The organism is Dyadobacter arcticus (assembly GCF_011762185.1).
GTDB classification, from domain to species: Bacteria; Bacteroidota; Bacteroidia; order Cytophagales; family Spirosomataceae; genus Dyadobacter; species Dyadobacter arcticus.
This window is the reverse complement of record NZ_JAASQJ010000001.1, coordinates 663,690-686,681: the sequence shown is the minus strand read 5'-3', so window position 1 is coordinate 686,681 and position 22,992 is coordinate 663,690. Positions and strand designations below refer to the sequence as shown.

Genomic DNA, 22,992 nt, shown 5'->3' with positions numbered 1-22,992 from the left:
GAAATCATGACTTATCTTAAATCCCATGAAACCATTTAAAGAAAAGCTCTCTCGGCGCACTTTTGTAAAGCGTAACACGCTTGCAAGTTTGGGCATTGTCCTAACTGCGGGCAGCATTAATAAACCATTTGAGATAGGCAGCCTTTCGGCACAAAAACCGGCGATTTTGGGAGGGGCATCGGCTTGGAGTGTCGATAAATGGCCAATCTGGCCTATCTGGAACCCTGAGACGGATGAAAAACAGGTTTTGGAGGTACTCCGCAGCGGCGTATGGTCGCGGGCGGCAGTGGTTACTGAGTTTGAAAAAGAATGGGCAGCAGCATTGGGTGCAAAGCGATGTCTGGCCGTCGTAAACGGTACCAATTCGTTGGTAATTGCATTGAACCAATTCGATATCAAGGCTGGTGACGAAGTTCTGGTTCCACCATATACCTTCATAGCAACAGTTTCTGCAATCCTATCCAATGGCGCGATGCCCGTTTTTGTAGATGTTGACCCGGAGACTTTCCAGATCGATCCCGCCAAAATTGAGGCGAAGATCACTTCACGCACCAAAGCTATTTTGCCCGTCCATATCCTGGGATTACCTGCGGATATGGACCCGATTATGGCTATTGCTAAAAAACACAAGCTGCTGGTAATAGAAGACGCCTGCCAGGCGCATTTGGCAGAATATGATAAACATAAAGTGGGTACGATTGGCGACGCGGGTTGTTTTAGTTTTCAAAATTCCAAAAACCTGCCGATTGGCGAAGGCGGTGCCATTGTGAGTAACAATGACCAATTTATGGATAAGTGTTTTTCCTATTCCAATTTCGGTAATCCTTTCGGTGCCGGTGTTGCGGCAATAGGAACCGGCAGTATGATGCAGGGCACCAAACTACGATTTACAGAATATCAGGCCGCAATCGGACTTGCCCAAATGAAAAGGCTGGATGCCCAAACGACCACCCGAAATGAGAATGCCGCCTATTTGAAATCCTTGATCAAAGACATTCCGGGCATTATACCCTACAAACTATACGATAAAGTGACCCGCGGCGCTTTTCATCTTTTTCCATTTCGTTATCATAAAGAAGGTTTTAAGGGTTTACTAAGAATCAATTTTTTAAAGGCTTTACAGGCCGAAGGCGTTCCTTGTTCCAGCGGGTACACAACTTTGAATACCCAACCCTATCTCAAGGATACATTTCAATCCAAAAATTATAAGAAAATGTATCCGGCAGAAATGCTCAACATCAATACGTACAACGAGCGGAACAAATGTCCCCAAAACGACCAGCTCTGTGAAGAGGCAGTCTGGTTTACGCAAAATATTTTGCTGGGCACACAATCAGATATGAAAGCCATTGCCTCGGCCATTGAGAAAATCCATCAGAATGCGGACAAAATTAAAACTTTGAGCAAAAAATGAGGATACTCATTGCCCTAACCTTCTTAATGGTCGGTTTCCTGCCGGTTTCTGCGCAAAATGGGTGGAAAGCCGGAGTAGCGCGAGTTGCCATCACACCACAGCAGGAAATGTGGATGGCAGGTTTTGCTTCCCGGACGCATGCATCCGAGGGTAAGCTTCATGATTTGTGGGCAAAGGCATTGGTATTGGAAGATGCGGACGGAAAACAAGCTGTTATGATTACAACAGATCTTCTCGGATTCCCGAAAGTCCTGTCCGATGATATCAGGACCAAGCTGAATGCTAAATACAAGTTATCCAAAGCTCAGATTATCCTCAATAGCTCACATACTCATTCGGGACCTGTGCTTGGGACCGCACTTTCGGACATTTATCCATTGAATGAAGCTGAACAGAGAAAAATTGATCAATATGCTGAATTGCTTTCCAATCAGATCATTAAGCTCGTTGGCTATGCGGTTCAGGCGTTGCAACCCGCCACTTTGCAATCGCAAAATGGCGTAACCCGATTTCAGGTTAACCGCAGAAATAACAATGCGGCCACTTTGGAAACATTGACAGAAATTGCAGGACCGGGAGATGCTGCGGTACCAGTGTTAAAAGTGTCGGACTCGAAAGGGAAAATAATTGCCATTGCATTCGGATATGCATGCCACCCCACGGTTTTGGATCAATATAAATGGTCGGGCGACTATCCGGGTTTCGCGCAAATTGAGCTTGAAAAACTATATCCCGGAGCAAGTGCACTGTTTTTCCAGGGAGCCGGAGCTGACCAAAATCCATTGCCGAGACATACCGTTCCGCTTGCGATTCAATATGGAAAAACATTGGCAGCCGCGGTAGAGAGGGTTTTGAGTGAAGATATGAAACCGCTGGATGCGAAACTTTCAACGGCTTACACCGAACTTGAACTATCACTCACAACCGCGCCTACCAAAGAACAATTCTCTGCATTGGCCTCGAAAACAACGAGTTACCAACAAAAATGGGCCAACAGAATGATAGAGAAAATTGATAAGGGCGAAAAATTTCAGACCTCTTACCCTTTTCCCATACAGGTTTGGAAACTGGGAGAGCAGGCTATCATGACCATGGGTGGGGAATTGGTGGTGGATTATGCGATTAATCTCAAAAAAATATTTGGCCAGGACACGTTTGTGATGGGTTATACCAATGATGTGATGACGTACATTCCGAGTACAACCATTCTGCGGGAAGGTGGTTATGAGGGCGAAGTCGCAGCGATTGTTTACGGACTTCCTGCAACCTGGGCCTCGGATGTGGAAATTGAAATTTTGAATGGAATGGTGCAGCTGGCAAAGCAGGCTGGCGTAGTCAAACCCGAATCGCGGGTAATCAAAAACTAATGTTCCGATCGTGAATCGTACCGACTATTTTGTGGCATTTGAGTCTTTGACGGATAAGGAAACCTTAACTGCCAACCTTTATTACTCGGGTTTTGAAAAAGCACATGATACTTACAATGCGATTTCAGCTGCGAGTGACGGCAAAATATATTACGTTCTGTCTTCCGACAATCACGAAGTTGGAGGTCAAATGTATGTGTATGATCCTGAAAACGATTCGATCCGGTTTTTGGGTGACCTTACTGAAATTTGCGGAGAGAAGGATTCGAAAACAATTCCGCAAGGCAAAAGCCACGTCCGGTTTTACGAACGAGATGGAAAGCTGTATTTCTCCACACATGTCGGCTACTATCAGTCAATTGACGGAATGGAACGGCTGCCGGAAACGCCTCCAGAGGGATATGGGCTATATCCGGGCGGACATTTCCTTTCTTATGATTTAAAAACAGGGCAATTTGAAGATCTGGCCAAAATCCAGAATGGCGAGGGAGTAGTTTCAATGACTATGGACCGTGATCGGGGACAATTGTATGGCATTACGTGGCCCCATGGCAATTTTGTGCATTATGATGTTGATCAGAAGGCGTTAAGGATTCTCGGCCCGATCTCCCATGGCGGCGAAGCGGGAGCGCCCGGGCAGGATTTTCGCTCTCTTTGCCGATCGCTCTTTGTGGATGCTAGAAATGGAAAGGTTTATTTCTCAGTGGCTGAGGGTGATATTTTTTGTTATGATCCGGAAACCATTGCGATCCGCAAGCTGGAAAACGTGGATTTGCGGCTGGACTATTTTGGGAAATACGACCCTACCCGGCCTGGAAGCATGTCGTACAATTGGCGGAAAATCTTCTGGCACCCGACCGAGAATGTTGCGTACGGCGTACACGGTAACTCAGGATATCTCTTCCGTTTTGATCCAAAGTCGGAGAGGATTGAGATAGTCGAACGCATTACGTCCGGGCCGTCCAAAAGAAGCGGGATGTTTGACCAGTTTAGCTATGGTTACCTTGGTTTTCAGCTTGGGCCTGATCAGGAAACAATCTATTATCTTACCGGCGGGCCTGTGTATCAAGATGGTAAACGGGTAAAAGGAGAAACGCAAATTGCGAAAGGTGCGGCGAAAGGGTTGGAAAACCTTCATTTGATCACCTATAACCTTCCAAGCCAGACATACATGGATCACGGCCCCATATTTTACGAAAATGGCGCCCGACCTACTTATGTGAATTCGATCGCGGTCGGTGCGGATGGCAGCGTTTACACTCTTGGCCGGCTCGAGCACGATGAAAAAATTATTCAGGGCCTAATCAAAATCCCTAATCCATTCAAATGAACATTAAACGCTTATTCCATGCAAAATATCAATCAGACAAAAAAAGATATGGATTGTAATCAATCGGATAACCGCAGAGATTTTATCAAAAAAACATTGGCTGGAAGCGCTGTGATTACTTTTGGTGGTGTTTTGCCAGGTTTTAGTCCAAAAAGCTATGGCAAAATTTTGGGAGCAAATGAAAAGGTACGGGTAGGTGTAATGGGTGTGAATAGCCGTGGACTGGCGCTTTCTTCCAACTATGCCTTACAGCCCAATTGCGAGGTAATTTCTATTTCTGATGTGGACACCCGCGCGGCCGATAAAGCGATCGAGACGGTAAATGACATTACGAAGTCCAAACCTGCGAACGTCCCCGACTTTCGTAAAGCATTGGAAAACAAAGATTTGGATGCGCTGGTCGTGGCAGCTCCCGACCATTGGCATGCGCCAGCCGCAATTCTTGCTTCCAAGGCTGGAAAACATGTTTACCTGGAAAAACCCTGCAGCCACAACCCACATGAGGGGGAGCTTCTGGTATCGGTTGCAAAAAAATATAAGAATGTGATCCAAATGGGCAACCAGCGCCGTTCCTGGCCGAATGTGGCTGCCGGGATTAAGGAGGTACATAATGGCGCGATCGGCAGGCCGTATTTTGTAAAAGGCTGGTATACCAACAACCGTGCGTCCATTGGAATAGGCAAAGAAACGGCTGCCCCTTCCTGGCTGAACTATGATTTATGGCAGGGCCCTGCACCCCGCAAGGCTTATAAAGACAATGTGATCCATTACAACTGGCATTGGTTCTGGCATTGGGGAACCGGCGAAGCATTGAACAACGGAACCCACATGCTGGACCTCATGCGCTGGGGTTTACAGGTCGACTATCCTACCCGGGTAACTTCATCGGGCGGGCGCTACCGTTACAAAGACGATTGGGAAGCACCAGATACACAGGTAATTAATCTGGAATTTGCCAACAACACGGCTATGTCATGGGAAGGACGCAGCTGCAATGGGCGTACCAATGAAGGCAGCAGTGTGGGAGTGATTTTCTATGGTGAAAATGGCTCACTACAAATCTGGGAAGGTAATGCTTACACGATTTACGGGCTTGATAATAAAGTGATTAAGGAAGTAAAAAATGATTTTGTGATCGACCCAAGAAACAAGATGAACCCATCACAGGGTCTGGACGCATTGCACATCCAAAACTTTTTCGACGCCATCAAAAAAGGAGCTCCGCTCGCTTCTGAAATTGTCGGCGGGCATCAGAGTACACTGCTGGCGCAGCTGGGTAACATTGCGATCCGCTCAGGGGAAACTTTGAATATTGATTCGACAAACGGGCATATTAAAGGGAATAAAGCTGCAGAGAAGCTTTGGAAGAGGGAATATGAAAAAGGCTGGGAGCCGACTATTTGACCTTATTCTTTCTTTCTGTGATCCCTGGATCCCCGGGTTGAAACCCGGGGCAATTAGATTTTGCACCGCTCTGCGGTTGAGTAGTGCATACAAGGATCAAACCGCAGAGCGGTGACGGATGTCTTAACCTGGGATTTCGATCCCAGGAACAACAAAGGATAAAAAACCGCTCAGCGGTTAGGCAGTGCAATGCAAGAGCAAACCGCAGAGCGGTGACCGATATCTTAACCCGGGGTTTCAACCCCAGGAGAGGCAGTAGCAAAAAGCAAAACCCTCAACCCAAAGGCCTCAGCGTGGGCATATGACAAGTAGCTCAGCAAGCAGCCACAAACAGATACGATACGGCAAGCTCAGACAAAGCAAAATAAAAACATGAAAGCCGAAACCATAGCAATTAAAGTCGAAGACTTAACCAAGCGGGAAACAACCATCTCGATCTTCCTGATCGGGGCGATGTTTTTCATCTTCGGCTTTATCTCCTGGGTGAATTCTATCTTGATCCCCTATTTCAAAATTGCCTGTGAGCTGACCAGCTTCCAGGCTTATCTGGTGGCTTTCGCTTTTTACATTGCCTATTTTGTGATGTCGGTGCCGGCTTCGTTTTTGTTGAGAAAGCTGGGTTTTAAAAAAGGAATGATGCTGGGTTTCTGGGCGATGTCGCTAGGGGCATTCATTTTTGTGCCGGCGGCTATGTCTCGGACTTATGAGATTTTCCTTTTGGGATTGTTTACGATTGGCATTGGGTTATCGATTCTTCAGACAGCAGCCAATCCGTACATTACTATTTTGGGAGCCAAGGAACGGGCGGCGCAGAGGATCAGCATGATGGGGATTTGTAATAAGGCGGCCGGAATTTTATCGCCGATTGTGTTTGCAGCGGTGATCTTAAAACCTACTGATACCGATCTATTTAAGCAGCTGAGTGCGATGAATGACCTTCAAAGAAGCGCGGCATTGGACGAGCTGATACAAAGGGTGATCGTTCCATATATTTGCCTTGGGACGTTTTTATTTGTGTTAGGTTACCTGGTTTTCAAATCACCTCTTCCTGAAATTGATACCGAGCACGAAAGCCAGGATTTGGCAACAGTGAATGCTGGAAAGAACAGTATATTTCAATTCCCGCATTTGATATTGGGAGCACTTGCTATCTTCTTGCACGTCGGAACCCAAGTGATTGCGATCGATACCATTATTGGTTATGCCAATTCTATGGGCATTGATTTGCTCGAAGCCAAGGTTTTTCCTTCTTATACCCTTTTCTGCACCATTTGTGGCTATCTGATTGGAATTACGGTTATTCCAAAATTCATCAGTCAGGTGAATGCATTGCGGATATGTACCTTGCTTGGGACAGCTTTTACATTGCTGATCATTTTCGCCCAAGGGCAGATTAACTTCCTGGGACATAGCGCAGATATTTCGATCTGGTTTGTAGTATTGCTCGGATTGGCTAACTCACTGGTCTGGGCAGGAATCTGGCCGCTGGCTTTGGATGATCTGGGTCGATTTACCAAGCTTGGTGCTTCCATCATGATCATGGGACTGTGCGGAAATGCGATTATGCCGCTTTTCTACGGCTACTTTGCTGATAAGTTGGATGCGCGTCAGGCGTATTGGGTGTTGTTGCCTTGCTACCTGTATTTGGTTTTTTATGCAGTTAGGGGGCATCAGTTGCGGAGGTGGGGATTCAGATAAGGAGTATTGGAGTATAAAATTTGTCATGCTGAGCGAAGTCGAAGCACGTTACTGCTCGTGAGTAGCGCCCTTCGACTCCGCTCAGGGTGACAAAAAGTAAGTCAAATAACTTATACATTAATGAAATTAAAAATCAAAAACGGCACACTAATTACCCCATACCGTTACATCAAAAACGGCACGCTGGTGATCGAGGATGGTAAGATTGCGGGGATTCACCAGGGAGATATTGAAGTACCAGACGCCGACATAATCGACGCCGGCGGAAAATACGTCGCCCCAGGCTTTATTGATCTGCATATCCACGGCGGCGGCGGTCATGACTTTATGGATGGGACTGTTGAGGCTTTTCTAAAAATCGCCGAAACACACGCCCAATACGGAACTACCGCATTGGTACCCACCACTTTGACCAGCGAAAAAGAGGATTTGTTGATCACCTTGGACAATTATGAAAAAGCCAATGCTAATAATTTGTTTGGAGCGCAATTCCTCGGGATGCATTTGGAAGGACCTTATTTCGCATTAAGTCAGCCGGGTGCGCAGGATCCGCGTTATATCCGCAATCCTGATCCTGCCGAATATGAGGAGGTACTTGCCTATTCCTCGTCGATTACCCGATGGAGCGCTGCACCTGAACTGCCAGGAGCTATTGATTTTGGTAAAAGATTGAAGCAAAAAGGCATTCTGGCGGCAGTAGCGCATACTGATGCGATTTATGAAGAGGTTTTGGAAGCATACGAAAATGGCTACACACTCGCGACGCATCTTTACTCCGCCATGTCGGGCGTGACGCGGAAAAATGCATTCAGATATGCAGGTACCATTGAAAGCGCTTTTTTGCTGGATATGGATGTGGAGATCATTGCAGATGGCGTGCATTTGCCCGCGCCGCTTTTAAAATTAATCTATAAAATAAAAGGCCCGGATCGCATCGCATTGATCACCGACGCTATGCGCGCAGCTGGGATGCCGGAGGGAGAAAGCACTTTGGGTTCGCTCAAAAACGGCTTAAAAGTGATCGTTGAAGACGGAGTCGCCAAGTTACCTGACCGCACTTCATTTGCCGGAAGCGTTTCGACGACCGATCGATTGGTAAGGAATATGGTGAAAATGGCCGATGTGTCTTTATTGGATTCGGTCAGAATGATGACGGCTACACCAGCCCGGATTATGGGCGTGGATCATAAAAAAGGAACATTGGTAGCGGGCAAAGATGCAGATATTATCATTTTTGACGAAGATATCAACATACAAATGACCATTGTAAAAGGGAAAATTATCTACGAAAAGCATAACAAGAATTTTACTGCCACAAACTATGAAAGTTGATCAATTGGATATAAAAATATTCGACACACGAAAAGAAATGGGCGAAGCGGCCGCAAGAGCAGTAGCCGATAAAATCCGTGAATTGCAAGACACCAAAGATTTCGTCAATATCATTTTCGCCTCTGCGCCTTCTCAGAACGAGTTTTTGGCTTCATTAAAAGAGGAAAAAGGAATTAAGTGGGAAAAGATTAATGCTTTTCACATGGACGAATACGTAGGCATTGCAGACGATGCACCACAAAACTTCGGCTATTTCCTGAAAGTCCGTTTGTTCGATCATGTTCCAGTCCATTCCGTTTCCTATCTCGACGGCAATGCGCCTGATCTTGAAAATGAATGTGATCGTTATGCTCAGCTTTTACTAGATAACCCAATTGATATTGTTTGTCTCGGAATCGGCGAAAACGGTCACCTCGCATTCAATGATCCGCATGTCGCATTTTTTGATGATCCTTTGATTGTAAAACAAGTAGAGCTTGATCAAGCATGCCGCCAGCAACAGGTAAATGATGCTTGTTTCGACACATTCGACGAAGTACCGGAAACTGCATTGACTCTCACGATACCGACCTTGCTAAAAGCCAAATACGCTTTTTGCATCGTTCCGGGCGAGAAAAAAGCGGATGCGATTTACCATACCGTTTCCGAAGATATCCAGGAAGCATTCCCTTCCACGATCCTCCGCAATCATCCGAATGCCGTTTTATTTATCGACAAAGACAGTTCAGGGAAGTTGAAAGAAATATCGTCGTACAGTCAGGCATAGTTTCATTTTGAGATTATCTTGCAATCATTACCTCAATCCATTCAAATGAGAAAAGAACTCTTGACAATCGCTTTATTGAGCGCAATGGCAATAAATCAGGGATGTAGTACCAAGAAAGCAGAAGCAAAAGAAGGGACGAAAAAGCCTTTGAGCCTGATCGTAGTGGAGCCAGGCCATTTCCATGCGGCATTGGTACAGAAATCCATGTACGACGATGTGGATTCGGTTGTTCACGTTTATGCGTCCGAGGGGCCGGATGTAAAAGCCTACCTCGATAAAGTTCAGAAATACAACGGCGCACCTGAAAACCCTACGCATTGGAAAGAGGAAGTTTATACAGGACCTGATTTTCTCGATAAAATGCTGGCCGAAAAGAAGGGTAACGTAGTAGTCCTGGCAGGAAACAATCAGAAGAAAACCGATTACATTAAAAAATCTGTCGATGCTGGTTTGAATGTGCTTGCCGACAAGCCGATGGCGATCAATGTGGCGGGTTTTGAGAAATTGAAGGAAGCATTCGCAAGTGCCGACAAAAATAAGGTGCTTTTGTATGATATCATGACTGAGCGTTATGAGATCACCAATGCATTGCAGCGTGAACTGGCCTCTCTTCCCGCTATTTTTGGAGAACTACAAAAGGGGACACCGGAAAACCCTGCTGTTGCCAAGGAAAGCGTTCACCATTACTTTAAATATATTTCGGGTGAAGCCTTGGTACGGCCTACATGGTTTTTTGATGTAAATCAGTCGGGTGAGGGAATAGTGGACGTGACCACGCACCTTGTGGACCTGGTGCAGTGGAGCTGTTTTCCAAATACGGTTGTGGATTATCAAAAGGATGTGAAGTTACTATCAACCAAACGCACTGCTACCAAGCTTACGCCATCGCAATTCAAGCTGGTAACAAAAAGCGATAAGTATCCCGACTTCCTGAGCAAGGATGTGAAGGATTCCACATTGAGTGTTTATTCAAACGGCGAGATTAATTATTCGCTGAAAGGCGTGCACGCGAAAGTATCTGTGCTCTGGAATTTCCAAGCACCGGAAGGGACCGGTGATACGCATTATTCGATCATGAAAGGCTCCAAAGCCAACCTGATCGTCCGCCAGGGCAAAGAGCAAAAGTACAAGCCTGTTCTTTTTATCGAAAACACGGACAAGTCGAAAGCCTACGAAGATGGCGTTGCCGGTGCATTCAAATCTGTACAGGATAAGTACCCAGGCGTCGAGCTGAAAAAGATTGCAGCAGGCTGGGAAATCACCATTCCAGCAAAATACGATACCGGGCATGAGTCGCACTTTGCGCAGGTTGCTAATAAGTATATGGAATATTTGAAGGCGGGCAAACTGCCCGAGTGGGAAGTGCCGAACATGATTACGAAATATTGGATTACGACGATGGCGCTGAAGCAGGCGAAGGGGAAATAGCCGCCCGGCCCCGTTGCCCGTCGGTTGAAACCGACGGAAATTGATTTAAAAAGCGAGCAGCGCATTATGGACTGCTCGCTTTTTTTGTGAAATATGAATATTATCTGTGAAAAATAGATACTTATGACTGAATTTCATGAAAAGTGAATACCAACGTTGCTTTACATCAATCTGCTGTGCCCGACCTAAACAGAGTAAAGGCAACCTTGCCCTCCAAAGCCTGACTTGTAATACCTGTCCTGCTAATATTTCTTTTTACTGGTGCGAGATCATGTCGATATTCGACCGATATTGCCAAACGCTTCCATTTGATTCCCGCCGAACCTGATACCGTCGGAGCTATACGATCATATCCAAATGCATTCCATGTGGCAACATTCCCGAAACCTTCCACTCGCTGAACCGCCGCAATTAATATGTTTGCAGCCAGCTTTCCGTCGACAAAAAACCTGAGCTGAGATTTGGGATTTACATACCAACGCAATCCAATGTCCGCAGATCCACGGTGATGAACTTCCTTCGTAACCCAACGGGCGCCAGTCGCGCTTCGCTCGCCAAACATATCAACAGGCATTTTCTTTTGAGTATAATTTAGCTGTCCAAGCAGCGAAAATTGCGAGTTAAGTATTCGCTCGGCGAAAATACCGACGCCGCGCGAATGGTAAGATGGAAAATCCTGAATGTAGCCATTGGGAAGCGACTCCCATTCATAATACGCTCTGTGATACCAATCGTTACCATATTCGGCTTGAATGCCAAACTCCCAGGAATTATTTTGCTGGGCCTGAGCCTGTGAAAGGCTGATTGTGATAATTGCTGATAGTATAGCTAATGTTTTCATATCTCTTACCTAATTTAATTTAAGACGATTCTCACTTTCTCAATACGCTCATTTTTATCACCACCAAAAAGCAAATGCACATAATATGTTCCTCGGGGCAAATCGCCTACCCCTATGTTTATCTTGCTCTCTGATTTCTGCTTCACAAGCGCGTCTTTCACCAAAATTACTCTTTCAGGATTTGTCGAATTCTCTTTAAACAGTTGAATTTGAACGGGAAGCGTTTCTTCAATTTCCGCTCTTCCAAATTCAAGGGTTACCAAATCTTTTGCCGGATTTGGATAAACTTTTAGCCCCGAGGAAAGATAAAATACAAAGTCCTCAGCGTAATTTCCACAACTGTTGGCTGCCGTCAATTTGACTTTACGAAGTCCATTTGTAGAATTTGCCAATACGTACATTTGTGTGCTTGCGCTATTTGGATTATAAATGTCAATTGCCATATCGCCCGATCCCGCATAGTTATTGTAATTAAAGTTTGTCGACGGACTCGACGAACTAGCGGCCAGACTATACAATCCACCTGCATTTACCGAAATGGTACTGGTAATTACACCATTGACGGTCTTGGTGATATTCGGGTTACCTACCCAAATCGAACGCTTGATAGTTACTGGAGCACAGGCATTCGGAATAGTTAGCGTTGCAAAAATAGTTGCCACACCCTTGTATCCGCCTTGCCGGGTAGCCAGGTTTCCTGCCGTTGTCAACCCCGCAGATGCGGACCACATTGCGGATGAACCCGCCGGAAATTGCGTAAGTGTGTAACCTCCGTTACTGCAAATCAGGTCCGGACCTGCGATAGGTGCGCCCGCTGCTTTTTCTACTGCACGCAATGCATTGACCCTTCCATAACCAAGATCATTGTTATGCGACAGGTCAGAAAATGTTGAACCATTACCAACCAAGTAGTTATAACCGCCAACTTTATCACACGTCTCAGCGATGATCCTTCGAACCTGCATTTGAGTCAGGCTGGGGTTAACCGAAAGGATCAACGCTGCGATTCCTGCTACCGAGGGTGCCGCCCACGAAGTGGCACTTTCAGCTGGCTGATTGTTGTATTGGCTACCATCCTTGGTAGTTACATAAGCGCCGGGCGCCGCCACATCTATGCGGTGCGTCGGACCATTGGAACCTTCCCAGCGCATATCGTTTGATTTCGATGCTCCCACCACAAATATGTCCTTGACATTCCCTGGCAATGGAGCGAGATAGTTGAGGCCTTTATTACCGGAGCTGGTCACCAAAACCGCCCCTTTGCCTCCTCTTCCATTCATAGTCGCATTGTTGAGGGCAGCTTCAATAACCGGACTTTGATTGACAGGTACCACACTTGGAATGATTCCCCACGACATGCTTAAGATGTCTGCATTCTTTACATTAATAGCATGATTGATGGCGGAAGCTATGTACGAATCCAGCGTTTCGGTTCGCAAGCTGCCATCCGGTTTTGTCCCAAATGCCCTGATTGGAATGATTTTGCTGTTATATGCTACTCCCGCGATTCCTATTCCATTGTTTCCTTTTGCAGCTGCAAAACCAGCACAATTGGTTCCATGCTGCTCCTCGCCTGCGACAGTTCCTCCGTTTGTACCGTATGGAGTTGCATCAAATCCTGGAAGCAAGTTGGGTTGCAAGTCAGGATGATTAAGTTGTACGCCGTCATCGATAATCGCTATTTTGATATTAGGGCAACCTGCCGTGATGTCCCAGGCTTCCGGCAATTTCATTTTGGCAAGGCCCCAGTTACTGGCAAAAAGTGGGTCATTCGGATTTCCAGCTAGTTCCAAAAATCGGAGATAATTTGGCTGAATGAATTCAAAGAGTCCGGTAGCTTCCAGTTTCTCACAGGCCTCAAATGGATTACTAGTGACGAGTTTACCTCTCAAATAGTAGTTCTTTTCAGAATCAGTGTCATCCGCATCAATGTCTAAATTGTATGTTCTGAATACGTTCAGAATATTTTGAATCAAAGCATTTCTTTTCGGTCGGGCAATAATAACGTCGGTCAGCCCGGCAACTTCCTCGCCCGACTCGTTGACCAGCACTGGGTGAGTAGACTTAACGTTTTCATTCTTCCGAAGAGCGGAAATCGCCGAATCAATCTCCGTTTGCGATGTCAGGGAATCAAAAAGCACATACGCCATATCAGGAATGCTGTGAATTGGCTCAATGCGCTTGGCCTTCGCTGATACATCCTCCGGCCTGAGATCGCTACTACCGGAAATGTCCACGAACTTTACAAGGATCTTTGTTTTGCTGTACCAAATAGGATACCGCACGCCTTTTGTTAAATAATATGCATCCTGAGCGGCTGAAATTTGGATGGTAAGAGTTAGTAATAACAGTAATTTCTTCATCATAGCGGCAAATAGTTTTAAATGAGATTAAAAATACCTGCTGCTATCTAATTGTATTTTTTGAATTAAAAATTGAAATTTTTCTATCGGCAGGACTTCATCGAGCGAACGGTTTGTAGCATTTACAAACAGCCCAAAAAGTCACTAACCGTTGGCTTCAGCCAACGGAGTGAACGCCCGAAGTAACCGCCCCGCCCCTCACCCTCCCTCCCCCTTCCTAATCTCCTCAACCTTCTCAAAAAAATCAACCAGCTCCTTCCACGACCAAAACGTGTTACTCAGGCCCGGCGTGTAGCCTAACTCTTTCAATGCGAGGACGTAGCCGCCGAACATTGTCCAGAGTTCGGCAGTCCAGCTTTTGGGATTACTACTGCTCAACAGCGAGCTTACTTCCTTACCATAAGCGATCAATTTCGGGTCTGCGGACTCCTGGGGGTTTGGTTCTGTTTGCATGTGTGGCTGATTTTAAAAATGTTGATGAAAACCTTGCTTTAAGGCCTCGTATTTGGTTTCGGCAAAGCACGGCTTCCTGCAAATCGTACCCAACACATTCGGCTGGTACATTACGCCGAAATGCTTGTAAATTACCCGAAAACTTACCGAAGGATTTATATAAATTGCCTTTTCAAAAAATAGCTTTCCGCATGACACCCACTACCTCCAACCCTAAGATCCACGAGGGCCGCAACCTGAAACGCTTCCGCGAATTACTCGGAATTAAGCAAGACGCGCTCGCCTTCGAGCTCGGCGACGAATGGAACCAGCAAAAGGTTTCTCTACTCGAACAAAGAGAAAAGATCGATTCCGACATATTGGAACAAGTTTCGGCGATTCTTAAAATCCCAGTTGAGGCAATTCGGAATTTTGATGAGGAAAAAGCTGTGAATATTATTTCAAATACATTTCACGACTTTAAGGATAGTGCATTTGTCAATACTGGAAATGCACCAACTTTTAATGTCAACCCAATTGAAGAAATAAGGAAGTTGCATAATGAAAAAATGGAGCTTTATGAGCGGATGTTGAAGGAGAAGGATGAGATGATGGGGAGGATGGAAAAGTTGATTGGGAGTAAATAGCTTAGTAATGATCATAGCGTGACCGTCGAGGAGATGCTTCATTTATCAGTTTTTTGCCGATAATTAAATCAACCATGCCGATCAATAACTACTTCGCTATACCGGGATTACGTTGACAGTAAAAAGGCTTTGATAAGAGATTTGATAGTCAAACCTTATATCCTCTTACATATGCCATCAAAAGATCTACACGAAGATCCATTCGACGAAAGCACAATTACAAAACTCGAAATTTTCGAGGATTATGTCCAAGCCTGGATTCCGACATTTGTTATGCAGGAGGCTCCAATAATCTGCATTTTCGACTTCTTTGCGGGTACGGGTTACGATTTAAATGGGATACCTGGTAGCCCAATTAGGCTTTTGAGAAAAATTAAGGATCATATTGGCTATATTATTGAAAAAAGTGTTCGCATTCGGTTGTACCTCAATGAATACGAGCCCAATCGAACAAAGCAAAATAAATATCAATTACTGCAAGACGCTTGCAACGAATATCTCGCTATTAATCAAGATGTTAAGGGCTCAATTGATCTGATCTTTACTAATAAAGATTTTGAAACACTCTTCCCAAAACTACTTTCTGAAATAAAGCAGCATCCTTCATTAGTTTACATTGACCAAAATGGCATTAAATTCCTTTCGGATAAGTATTTGCTTGAATTCGAAAAAATGGTCCAAACTGATTTTCTTTATTTTGTCTCATCCTCATACTTCCTGTGGCTTGGTAATACAGATGAATTCAAAAAGCATGTCACACTCGACGTCGACTCCCTGAAAAAGGGATCATTTAGCTTGGTCCACAGGAATCTAATTACACAATTAAAGCAAAAACTTCCAGGGAAGACAAAGCTGAAATTGTATCCATTTTCAATAAAAAAAGGAACCAATATTTTCGGCATTGTCTTCGGTGCTAGCCATCCACTTGCAGTTGAAAAATTTCTGGGAATTGCATGGAAAAGAAATGAAATCAACGGTCAGGCCAACTTCGATATGGATCAAGACTTTCGCAAAGCACAACTAGATTTATTCGGAACGAAAAAATTGACGAAGATTGAACAGTTCAAAGAAAACCTGAAAAAAAGAATTCTATCTGGCGAGATTAGGAGTAATTTCGACGCACTAAACTTTGCATACGAGGAAGGCCACATTGGCAGACACGCGGCTGAGACTTTGAAAGAGATGAAGCAAAAAGGCGAGATAAATTTCACAGCTACTTCACCATATATTACATATGACAAAGTCTACAGAGAAAGGCAACTTGTAGATTTTAACCTACCAAAGTAATGAAATACAGCAAGATAGAGTGGACAGAAGCAACGTGGAACCCTTCGGTGGGCTGTGATAAAGTTTCAGCTGGCTGTAAATTTTGCTATGCTGAAACGATGGCCAGAAGGTTGATGTTGATGGGAGCACCAGGATATGAAGACGGATTTGATTTCAAGATCTTACCCAACCGCCTTGATGCGCCGAAAAAAATTAAGCGTCCAACAAAGTTTTTTGTCAACTCAATGAGCGATCTTTTTCACGAAAAGATGCCTTTCAGTTATCTGGATGAGGTTTTCGCTACTATTCGAGATACTCCACAACATACATATCAAATACTTACCAAGCGAGAGGATATTCTTGTCAGCTATTTTGCTAACAGATCAGTTCCTGACAATGTTTGGCTTGGGGTAACAGTTGAAATTGCGAAAAAGAAAAATCGTATTGATGCATTAAGAAGCATTGATGCGAAAATTCGATTTCTGTCTATTGAGCCTCTGTTGGAAAATATGGGAGAACTCAATCTTACTGACATTCACTGGGTTATTGTCGGCGGTGAAAGCGGTAGTCGCGCCAGGCCGATGAAGTCGCAGTGGGCTGCTGAAATTCAAAGACAATGTGATGACCAAGAAGTTTCATTCTTTTTCAAACAGTGGGGTACCTGGGGCGAGGATGGCCTGAAGCGGAATAAGAAGGCTAACGGTAGATTATTGTTAGGAAAAGAGTGGAATGAGGAACCGGCTTTCTCTAAGGCTTATCCATAATGTACAAAGTTGAAGATACATGGGATTAAAAATCTACGTAAAATCTACTCTGGTTTATGATGATCATAATCAGGCAGTAAGAGAATTTTTTAGTGTAGGTGAAGAAAAGGAGCACAATCTCCCGAAGATTACGACATCCTTTCATTACCTTGTGGCTGATGAAAAATTCAAATTTGAAATCAATTCAATATTTGAGTACGAAATAAATGTGAAGACATACGATGCGTTTGTGGCAATTTCTGAATCTCATAAAAAAGGCTTTCCTCTTCGCATACCTCCAAATGATATAATAAAAGGTTTTATTGATAATCACATAAGTGAATGGGACAAACCACAGACGTATTTTAATCTGATGCGGTGGGTTCTTAACGTTAATCTAGCCTCCGGAAGAACTTCCAAAAATTGGTCTTTTGATAAATTCAACTGGTACCACTTGTTTGATATGTGGATTTCTGGTGCTACACTGCAAGATTCAAGAATTTTCAATTTATCCTTATTAGCGCAATTAGCGAACAGAAATATTTCCGAACCACTGCCTTTTGAAATTTTAAACGAGGCAAAGGTTACAATGTCATCTACTCCACGAGCGGCTCTCATAATGGTAGCCACTGCGTTAGAGATCGGAGTCAAACAGTTTATTAAAAGTAGAAGTCCAGATACTGAATGGATTTTAGAAAACATTCAATCTCCACCTGTGATTAAACTTATAAGCGAGCTTGTTCAGCAGCTTGAACCAAGATTGGACTTTTCAAAAGAAACAATTGCCAGTGCAAAAAATCTCATTTCTGAACGAAATAAGGCGATCCATTCGGGCGTATTTGACAATTCGACAAAAAACGCAGCAAGAATTGGCGAGAAGATGCATAATTATGCAACCCTTGTAAATGATATCCTCTATTACCTAGAATTCTTTTCAGGCCATCGTTGGGTTAAACTGGGAACACATATAATGCATAAACGGATCTCACAGCATTTATGGGATATCTCTTAGGTGCAATGGAAGACCAGCCTAATTGTCAATCTAATTCGCAAGCTTCACGTCACTACATCTAAATATTGAAACCTCCTTAGCTCTCACCGCCACGCCAACTCAACCCCTTCCCCCTTCAAAAACTCCTGAAACCCCTTTAACATTTCACTCCTCTCCCGCACACCCCGCGGCGTAACCCCCTTCCCAAAAGCAAACTTCACCAACAACCCCACAGCCTCCCCAATGCTCCATTCTACCGGATGAAGCCGATAACAACCATTCGTAATATGCGTAGTCCCAATATTCTTATTCGCTGGCAACAAATTTTCCATGCGTATAGGAATAAGCGCACCTAGGGGGATTTGGAAGGGGAGGGATGCGAAATCGATGTAATTGTCGCCGGCGCTGCTTGGGTGGAGGTCGATGTGGTAGTAGCCTACGCCTACGCTGTCGTGGAATTCGGCAGCTTTGTCTTTGGGGCCTGGGGTGCCAGCGGCTACGGCCATTTCGCGGTTTGCGGCTCCTACGTGTTCTTCTTTGATGGTAAAAACGGCTTTGATGCGGCGCGATTCGCGGACGTAGGGGTATTTGGCAAGGCCGTCTTCGGTGCCCATGATGTCTTTCCGGAAACGGATTCCCGGCCAGCCTTTTCCGCCATCGGGGCGGGGGGCTTCGGTTTGCAGCCAGTAGAGCAGGGATAAGCTGAGTTGTTTGGCTTTTTCGACATGTTTGGCGAAATCCTTTTCGCTGGCTCCGATCAGGTTGCCCAGGAAATAGTCGTTTTGCGGCCAGTTTACAATCGTGATGTCGCCTTTGTAGGTACCGGGCACGAAATTGGCTTTGCTGATGATCCTGCGGTAGTTCCAGAGGTTCAGCTTGTCGCCCGTAGCAATGCCTTCGGGATGAAAACCGAGTTCTTTGGGTTCGAGGGTTTTGGGGTTGGAATAGGAAGGTGACAGTAACTTTCCAGACCAGGGTTTGCTCATTTTCGGAATGTAATCCTTCCAGAAATCATAGTCTGCAGGCTTGGGGATCACGTGGTTTTTGCCGGGCTGGTAATCCATCGCAAAGCAAACGGTAAATGCCTGTACGTTGTCGGGATTTCCCTTTTCCGGGGCGTGCAGTTCGTTGGTCTCGCTTTTGGATTCGGTCCCGGTCACGAATTCGGTGCCGGTTAGCGGAAGCAAATCGCCCAATTCGGTAGCATCTACAAAATACGGTGCTGAAAGTATGAGATGCTTGCCAGTCCGGTTATTTCTTGCTTCCAATGATTGCACTTTGTTGCCGCTCGCTTTTGCTGAGACGACTTTATGCTCCAAAAGCAAAGTCAATTTGCCGGAACTGATGTAAGGCGCAAACATATCCATCAAAACGGTTACCGCTACACGCGGTTCAATGCAGAGACGCGAAACGGCACCGTCACCGGGATTCAGGAACTTGCGGCCCTTTGCTTCTTCTGTCAGCGGATAGTTTTTAATGTAATATTGCCTGATCGCTTTACGAAAATCCCGGTACTGCTTCGTACAACCATGCGTTTCAATCCATTGATGCTCGTCCGGCGGCACGCCTTGCTGGGAAAGCTGGCCGCCGATCCAATCGGTTTCTTCCGTCAGGATTACGGACAGGTTATTTCGCAATGCCGCCAATGCCGCAGCGCAGCCGCCCAGTCCTCCTCCAGCGATCGCGACGTCAGCAATAAGCGTTTCCTCCGCTTTATTTTCACGCAAAAAAGGCCCGGACTCAATAGCCGGACCTTCGTTGATTGTATTTGCAATAGCGCCACTGAGGGCGATGTTTGCTATAAAACTTCTACGTTTCATTTATCTAGCGATATCTTGGAACTGTCATGCGAAATGCTCTTTGTCAAACTAACTGCTACATTGTCCCACTGAGCGCAGTCGAAGTGCAAGAAGCAGTATTCAAAAGGGCATTGTACCGAGCCAGTAACGTGCTTCGACTCCGCTCAGCATGACAAAGGTCAACTATACTTTTCCCATCACATACATTTCTTCCATCGTCGGTGACGGTACGCCACCTTCTTTCTCAAGCGTGATAGCAAACGCTACTGAGCCTGGTTTGGTGTTTTTCATTTTCAAAACCTTACCACTAAACTGGTTGTCGATCATCCCCATATCCATTGGTGCGGCTTCACCATTCACAATGCTCCACAGCTGATATTGTTTGCCGGCAGGCGCCGCGGGCAAATTCTTCACATCAATCAAAACCTCATTGGTTTTCTGGTTCCAGAATGCGGCAACAGAACTTTCGGGAGATTTTGGAAGACCTGCCAACTGAACGGCTTTATAACTCGGATCCCGATATAGATTGGCGAGCGACTGATTGTACTCAAAACCTTGTTTTAGGCTTGCCATTTCCATTTTCATGCCACTCATTTCCGAAGCCAACTGCTCGTTGCTACCTTTATACTCGGTCATCTGACTTGCAGACCAGGCCGCAAAAATGGCTAGTAAAACTGCCGCAGCTGCTGCAAATTTGGCCCAAGCTGGTGTTACCACCCTGGTTTCAACCTGATCAAATACATTGTCTATAATTTTAGGCTCTGCATTTACTGGTCGCATCGTATCATGTGATTCTATTGTTGTCGTGCTTACGCTTTCAATATAGTCACTGGTCAAATCATGGGTGTGTGTGTCTTCTATTTCCTGTGCGAAATCAAAATTCATTTTAGCAAAAAGCGATTCTTTTAAAGACGCAGGTGGAGCAGTTTGATGCTTTAATGCATATTCCTCCAATGCGTTCTCAGTGCGTAACAGCTCTTCCTTAATCTCAGGGTAAATATGAGACATACACTCCACTTCCTGTTTTTCCTGAGAAGAAACAGTGCCCAATACATATTCCTCTAATATGCCGGACTCTATGTAGGCTTGTGTATTCATGCTGCAAAGTATTGTTTTAACTCTTGTAATGCTGTTCGGATCCTCGATTTAACCGTACCCAATGGAATGCTCAATTCTTCTGAAATTTCCTCATGGGTGTAGCCCTGAAAATAGGCCATATCAATGAGAATCTTCCTTTCGGGCCTGAGCATGTTAATGATCGCTTTCATTTCCGAACTTGAATTCTGCGAATCCTCGTACACATCCCGCTCATTCAGGACTGCCCTGTCGTCAATATCATCCATTGCGGGTTTCCTTCCTTCCACTCTGACCGCATCTATTGCGCCGTTACGCGCAATATTCATGATCCAGGTAAACAATCGTCCTTTCTCGGGATTATAGGAAGCAATGTTCTTCCAAATTTTTAAAAAGGACTCCTGTAATACGTCTGCGGCTCTCTCCTCGTCCCTCAACGTTTTTGAAATGATATTAAACAATGCCCCTGAGTAATGGTCGTACAGGAATTCGAAAGCGGTGCGCTCGTTTCTTTTAAGAGCTAACACCAATTCCTCTTCCGAGTATTTTACCTTGCTAGTCGCCAAGAGTTGCTTAACTTTTAGTTCTAAATTACTTACTGGCAAGCTAGCAAAATTTCCGTAAAAGAGGGCAGAGCCATTCCAAATTATTGTCCCTGTACCTTGTGTCCCGGAAACCGCAATAGCTTTCCACATTGGCGGTGCACCTAATCGGGCTTGAATTGTTCTCATCTTAGTGTGTTTGTTCTGATATACGTTGAACACACAAGATTGGATCAAAAAGCTTTTACGTTCGTAAAAAGCCGTTCATTTTCTGAGGTTTTCGATCCTCAAAAAGGTGAGAAAAATGAACAGGCTCATGATGCTGAAAAGGTAAATAACATTGCGGGAATCAACCACGCCTTTTCCCAGTGACTGGTACTGCCCGTTCAAAGCCGCCCAGGAAAAAAACTGGGAGATCGGTCCCGCGCCAAATAATGTGGCAACGGCACCGAAACCGATATACCAGACAAATGCGAGGAAAACGCCAAGGATAAAGGCGACGATCTGGTTTTCATTGAGCGAAGACGACCAGATTCCCATGGACACCACCACGCCGCTGAAAAGCAGCAATCCGATATAAGATCCGAAGACAGAAGCAGAATCAACATTACCTTCAGGATTTCCAAGTTTGTAGACGCTGTAATAATAAACAAGCGTTGGCAGAATTGTAACTAGAACTAGGACCCAGTTAGCGAGGAATTTACCGAGTACCAGCTCAGCATTACGCAAAGGTTTTGTAAGTAAAAGTTCAAGCGTTCCGGAGCGGGCTTCTTCGGCCAATGAACGCATTGTGATCGCGGGGATCAGGAAAATTAATACATAGGGAGCAAGACTGAAAAAGGAACCAAGGTCAGCGTAACCGTAATCTAGAATGTTGGAATCAGGGAAAACCCAGACAATTAATCCGATTGCAGTCAAAAAGACCGCCATTACAATGTAAGCGATCAGTGAATTGAAGAAACTACCTATCTCTTTGTTAAAAACTGCTAGCACGCTTCCGGTGATTTGAACAATTCTATCCTAATGCATTTTACTCGAAAACTGGCTTTTCACGCCGTATAATTGCTGCTGCAACGAGTGAAATAACAAAGCCGGTAATGACATAAACCAATATGCTTGCCGGAAATACGATTGCTGGCGACATGAGTTTTTGGGACAATTCCATTGCCATCTCAATTTCAGAATCGTCTTTACCTCTACTCTCCATATCCTCCCGTACCTTGTCCAGTGCCTGCGCTAGCAGCGTGTCATCAATGAATTGGACGTAAAACATGGTAAACGCCGAACTCAATAACCCCAGAACGGCCGAAGTGAGGGTACCTAATCCCAGACCTTCGCCGTAAGACATAAAACCCTTACTTTGTTCCCTGAAATTTTTCATCGCCAGTACAATGGCAATGATCATGAACAGGAACGACAGGGACGACAGTATCTTATTTTGGGAGAAGCCCGAAATGTTAATGATCGTTGTATAGACCATAATTACAACAGCACCTAAAATGCCATATTTCAGCGCAACGCGGGCAGTAGATATTTTTTCGTCCATGTCAATAAA

The 22,992-nt window shown here is 45.0% G+C and carries 20 protein-coding genes; 12 read left to right on the top strand and 8 right to left on the bottom strand.

What is annotated here, in order from left to right; genetic code table 11:
• Positions 1-25 precede the first annotated feature (25 nt).
• The 8 genes from FHS68_RS03035 (at position 26) to FHS68_RS03000 (ending at position 10,739) form a co-directional block, all read left to right on the top strand.
• Positions 26-1,414: a DegT/DnrJ/EryC1/StrS family aminotransferase gene (locus tag FHS68_RS03035; RefSeq protein ID WP_167267108.1), complete on the top strand. Its 1,389-nt coding sequence runs from the start codon at positions 26-28 to the stop codon at positions 1,412-1,414.
• Positions 1,411-2,781 (top strand): neutral/alkaline non-lysosomal ceramidase N-terminal domain-containing protein, encoded by a 1,371-nt coding sequence (locus tag FHS68_RS03030; RefSeq protein WP_167267106.1) that lies wholly within the window; start codon positions 1,411-1,413, stop codon positions 2,779-2,781. The genes FHS68_RS03035 and FHS68_RS03030 overlap by 4 nt, the downstream gene beginning before the upstream one ends.
• A 10-nt stretch (positions 2,782-2,791) precedes the next feature.
• Positions 2,792-4,111 (top strand): ligand-binding sensor domain-containing protein, encoded by a 1,320-nt coding sequence (locus FHS68_RS03025; protein WP_167267105.1) that lies wholly within the window; start codon positions 2,792-2,794, stop codon positions 4,109-4,111.
• An 18-nt stretch (positions 4,112-4,129) separates the two neighbouring features.
• Positions 4,130-5,515, top strand: a complete 1,386-nt coding sequence (locus FHS68_RS03020) for a Gfo/Idh/MocA family protein (protein WP_374757490.1) — start codon at positions 4,130-4,132, stop codon at positions 5,513-5,515.
• A gap of 372 nt (positions 5,516-5,887) precedes the next feature.
• Positions 5,888-7,213 (top strand): sugar MFS transporter, encoded by a 1,326-nt coding sequence (locus FHS68_RS03015; RefSeq protein ID WP_167267103.1) that lies wholly within the window; start codon positions 5,888-5,890, stop codon positions 7,211-7,213.
• A gap of 120 nt (positions 7,214-7,333) precedes the next feature.
• A complete protein-coding gene (nagA, locus tag FHS68_RS03010) occupies positions 7,334-8,545 on the top strand; it encodes an N-acetylglucosamine-6-phosphate deacetylase (RefSeq protein WP_167267101.1) in 1,212 nt (403 codons plus the stop codon).
• Positions 8,535-9,311, top strand: coding sequence for a glucosamine-6-phosphate deaminase (locus tag FHS68_RS03005; RefSeq protein ID WP_167267099.1), 777 nt, complete (start codon positions 8,535-8,537; stop codon positions 9,309-9,311). Before nagA ends, FHS68_RS03005 begins: the two co-directional genes overlap by 11 nt.
• A gap of 45 nt (positions 9,312-9,356) precedes the next feature.
• On the top strand, positions 9,357-10,739 hold the full coding sequence (locus tag FHS68_RS03000) for a putative oxidoreductase C-terminal domain-containing protein (protein WP_167267098.1): 1,383 nt from the start codon (positions 9,357-9,359) through the stop codon (positions 10,737-10,739).
• Positions 10,740-10,905: 166 nt separating this feature from the next.
• On the opposite strand, the gene FHS68_RS02995 is transcribed toward FHS68_RS03000, so the two are convergent.
• The 3 genes from FHS68_RS02995 to FHS68_RS02985 all read right to left on the bottom strand — a co-directional run bounded on the left by FHS68_RS02995 (position 10,906) and on the right by FHS68_RS02985 (position 14,396).
• Positions 10,906-11,580: a hypothetical protein gene (locus tag FHS68_RS02995; RefSeq protein ID WP_167267096.1), complete on the bottom strand. Its 675-nt coding sequence runs from the start codon at positions 11,578-11,580 to the stop codon at positions 10,906-10,908.
• Positions 11,581-11,594: 14 nt separating this feature from the next.
• Entirely contained in the window at positions 11,595-13,946 is a 2,352-nt protein-coding gene (locus FHS68_RS02990; protein ID WP_167267094.1) for a S8 family serine peptidase, read from the bottom strand.
• A gap of 195 nt (positions 13,947-14,141) precedes the next feature.
• Positions 14,142-14,396, bottom strand: coding sequence for a hypothetical protein (locus FHS68_RS02985; protein WP_167267093.1), 255 nt, complete (start codon positions 14,394-14,396; stop codon positions 14,142-14,144).
• 191 nt (positions 14,397-14,587) lie between these two features.
• On the opposite strand from FHS68_RS02985, the gene FHS68_RS02980 reads away from it, so the two are divergent.
• The 4 genes from FHS68_RS02980 to FHS68_RS02965 all read left to right on the top strand — a co-directional run bounded on the left by FHS68_RS02980 (position 14,588) and on the right by FHS68_RS02965 (position 18,043).
• Complete coding sequence (locus FHS68_RS02980) at positions 14,588-15,022, top strand: helix-turn-helix domain-containing protein (RefSeq protein ID WP_167267091.1); 435 nt, start codon at positions 14,588-14,590, stop codon at positions 15,020-15,022.
• 171 nt (positions 15,023-15,193) lie between these two features.
• Positions 15,194-16,309 (top strand): three-Cys-motif partner protein TcmP, encoded by a 1,116-nt coding sequence (tcmP, locus tag FHS68_RS02975; RefSeq protein ID WP_167267090.1) that lies wholly within the window; start codon positions 15,194-15,196, stop codon positions 16,307-16,309.
• The gene (locus tag FHS68_RS02970) at positions 16,309-17,052 is read left to right on the top strand and encodes a DUF5131 family protein (protein ID WP_167267088.1); all 744 of its coding nucleotides are present in this window, start codon (positions 16,309-16,311) and stop codon (positions 17,050-17,052) included. Before tcmP ends, FHS68_RS02970 begins: the two co-directional genes overlap by 1 nt.
• A gap of 19 nt (positions 17,053-17,071) precedes the next feature.
• Positions 17,072-18,043: a hypothetical protein gene (locus tag FHS68_RS02965; RefSeq protein WP_167267087.1), complete on the top strand. Its 972-nt coding sequence runs from the start codon at positions 17,072-17,074 to the stop codon at positions 18,041-18,043.
• An 83-nt stretch (positions 18,044-18,126) separates the two neighbouring features.
• Here FHS68_RS02965 and FHS68_RS02960 read toward each other — a convergent pair whose 3' ends face one another.
• The 5 genes from FHS68_RS02960 to FHS68_RS02940 all read right to left on the bottom strand — a co-directional run bounded on the left by FHS68_RS02960 (position 18,127) and on the right by FHS68_RS02940 (position 22,983).
• The gene (locus tag FHS68_RS02960; protein ID WP_167267085.1) at positions 18,127-19,842 is read right to left on the bottom strand and encodes an FAD-dependent oxidoreductase; all 1,716 of its coding nucleotides are present in this window, start codon (positions 19,840-19,842) and stop codon (positions 18,127-18,129) included.
• 162 nt (positions 19,843-20,004) lie between these two features.
• The gene (locus FHS68_RS02955; RefSeq protein ID WP_167267083.1) at positions 20,005-20,919 is read right to left on the bottom strand and encodes an anti-sigma factor; all 915 of its coding nucleotides are present in this window, start codon (positions 20,917-20,919) and stop codon (positions 20,005-20,007) included.
• Positions 20,916-21,626, bottom strand: a complete 711-nt coding sequence (locus tag FHS68_RS02950) for an RNA polymerase sigma factor (RefSeq protein ID WP_229211752.1) — start codon at positions 21,624-21,626, stop codon at positions 20,916-20,918. The genes FHS68_RS02955 and FHS68_RS02950 overlap by 4 nt, the downstream gene beginning before the upstream one ends.
• A gap of 75 nt (positions 21,627-21,701) precedes the next feature.
• Complete coding sequence (gene gldF, locus FHS68_RS02945) at positions 21,702-22,430, bottom strand: gliding motility-associated ABC transporter permease subunit GldF (RefSeq protein ID WP_167267082.1); 729 nt, start codon at positions 22,428-22,430, stop codon at positions 21,702-21,704.
• Between the two features lie 37 nt (positions 22,431-22,467).
• Positions 22,468-22,983: a DUF4199 domain-containing protein gene (locus FHS68_RS02940; protein ID WP_167267080.1), complete on the bottom strand. Its 516-nt coding sequence runs from the start codon at positions 22,981-22,983 to the stop codon at positions 22,468-22,470.
• Positions 22,984-22,992 lie beyond the last annotated feature (9 nt).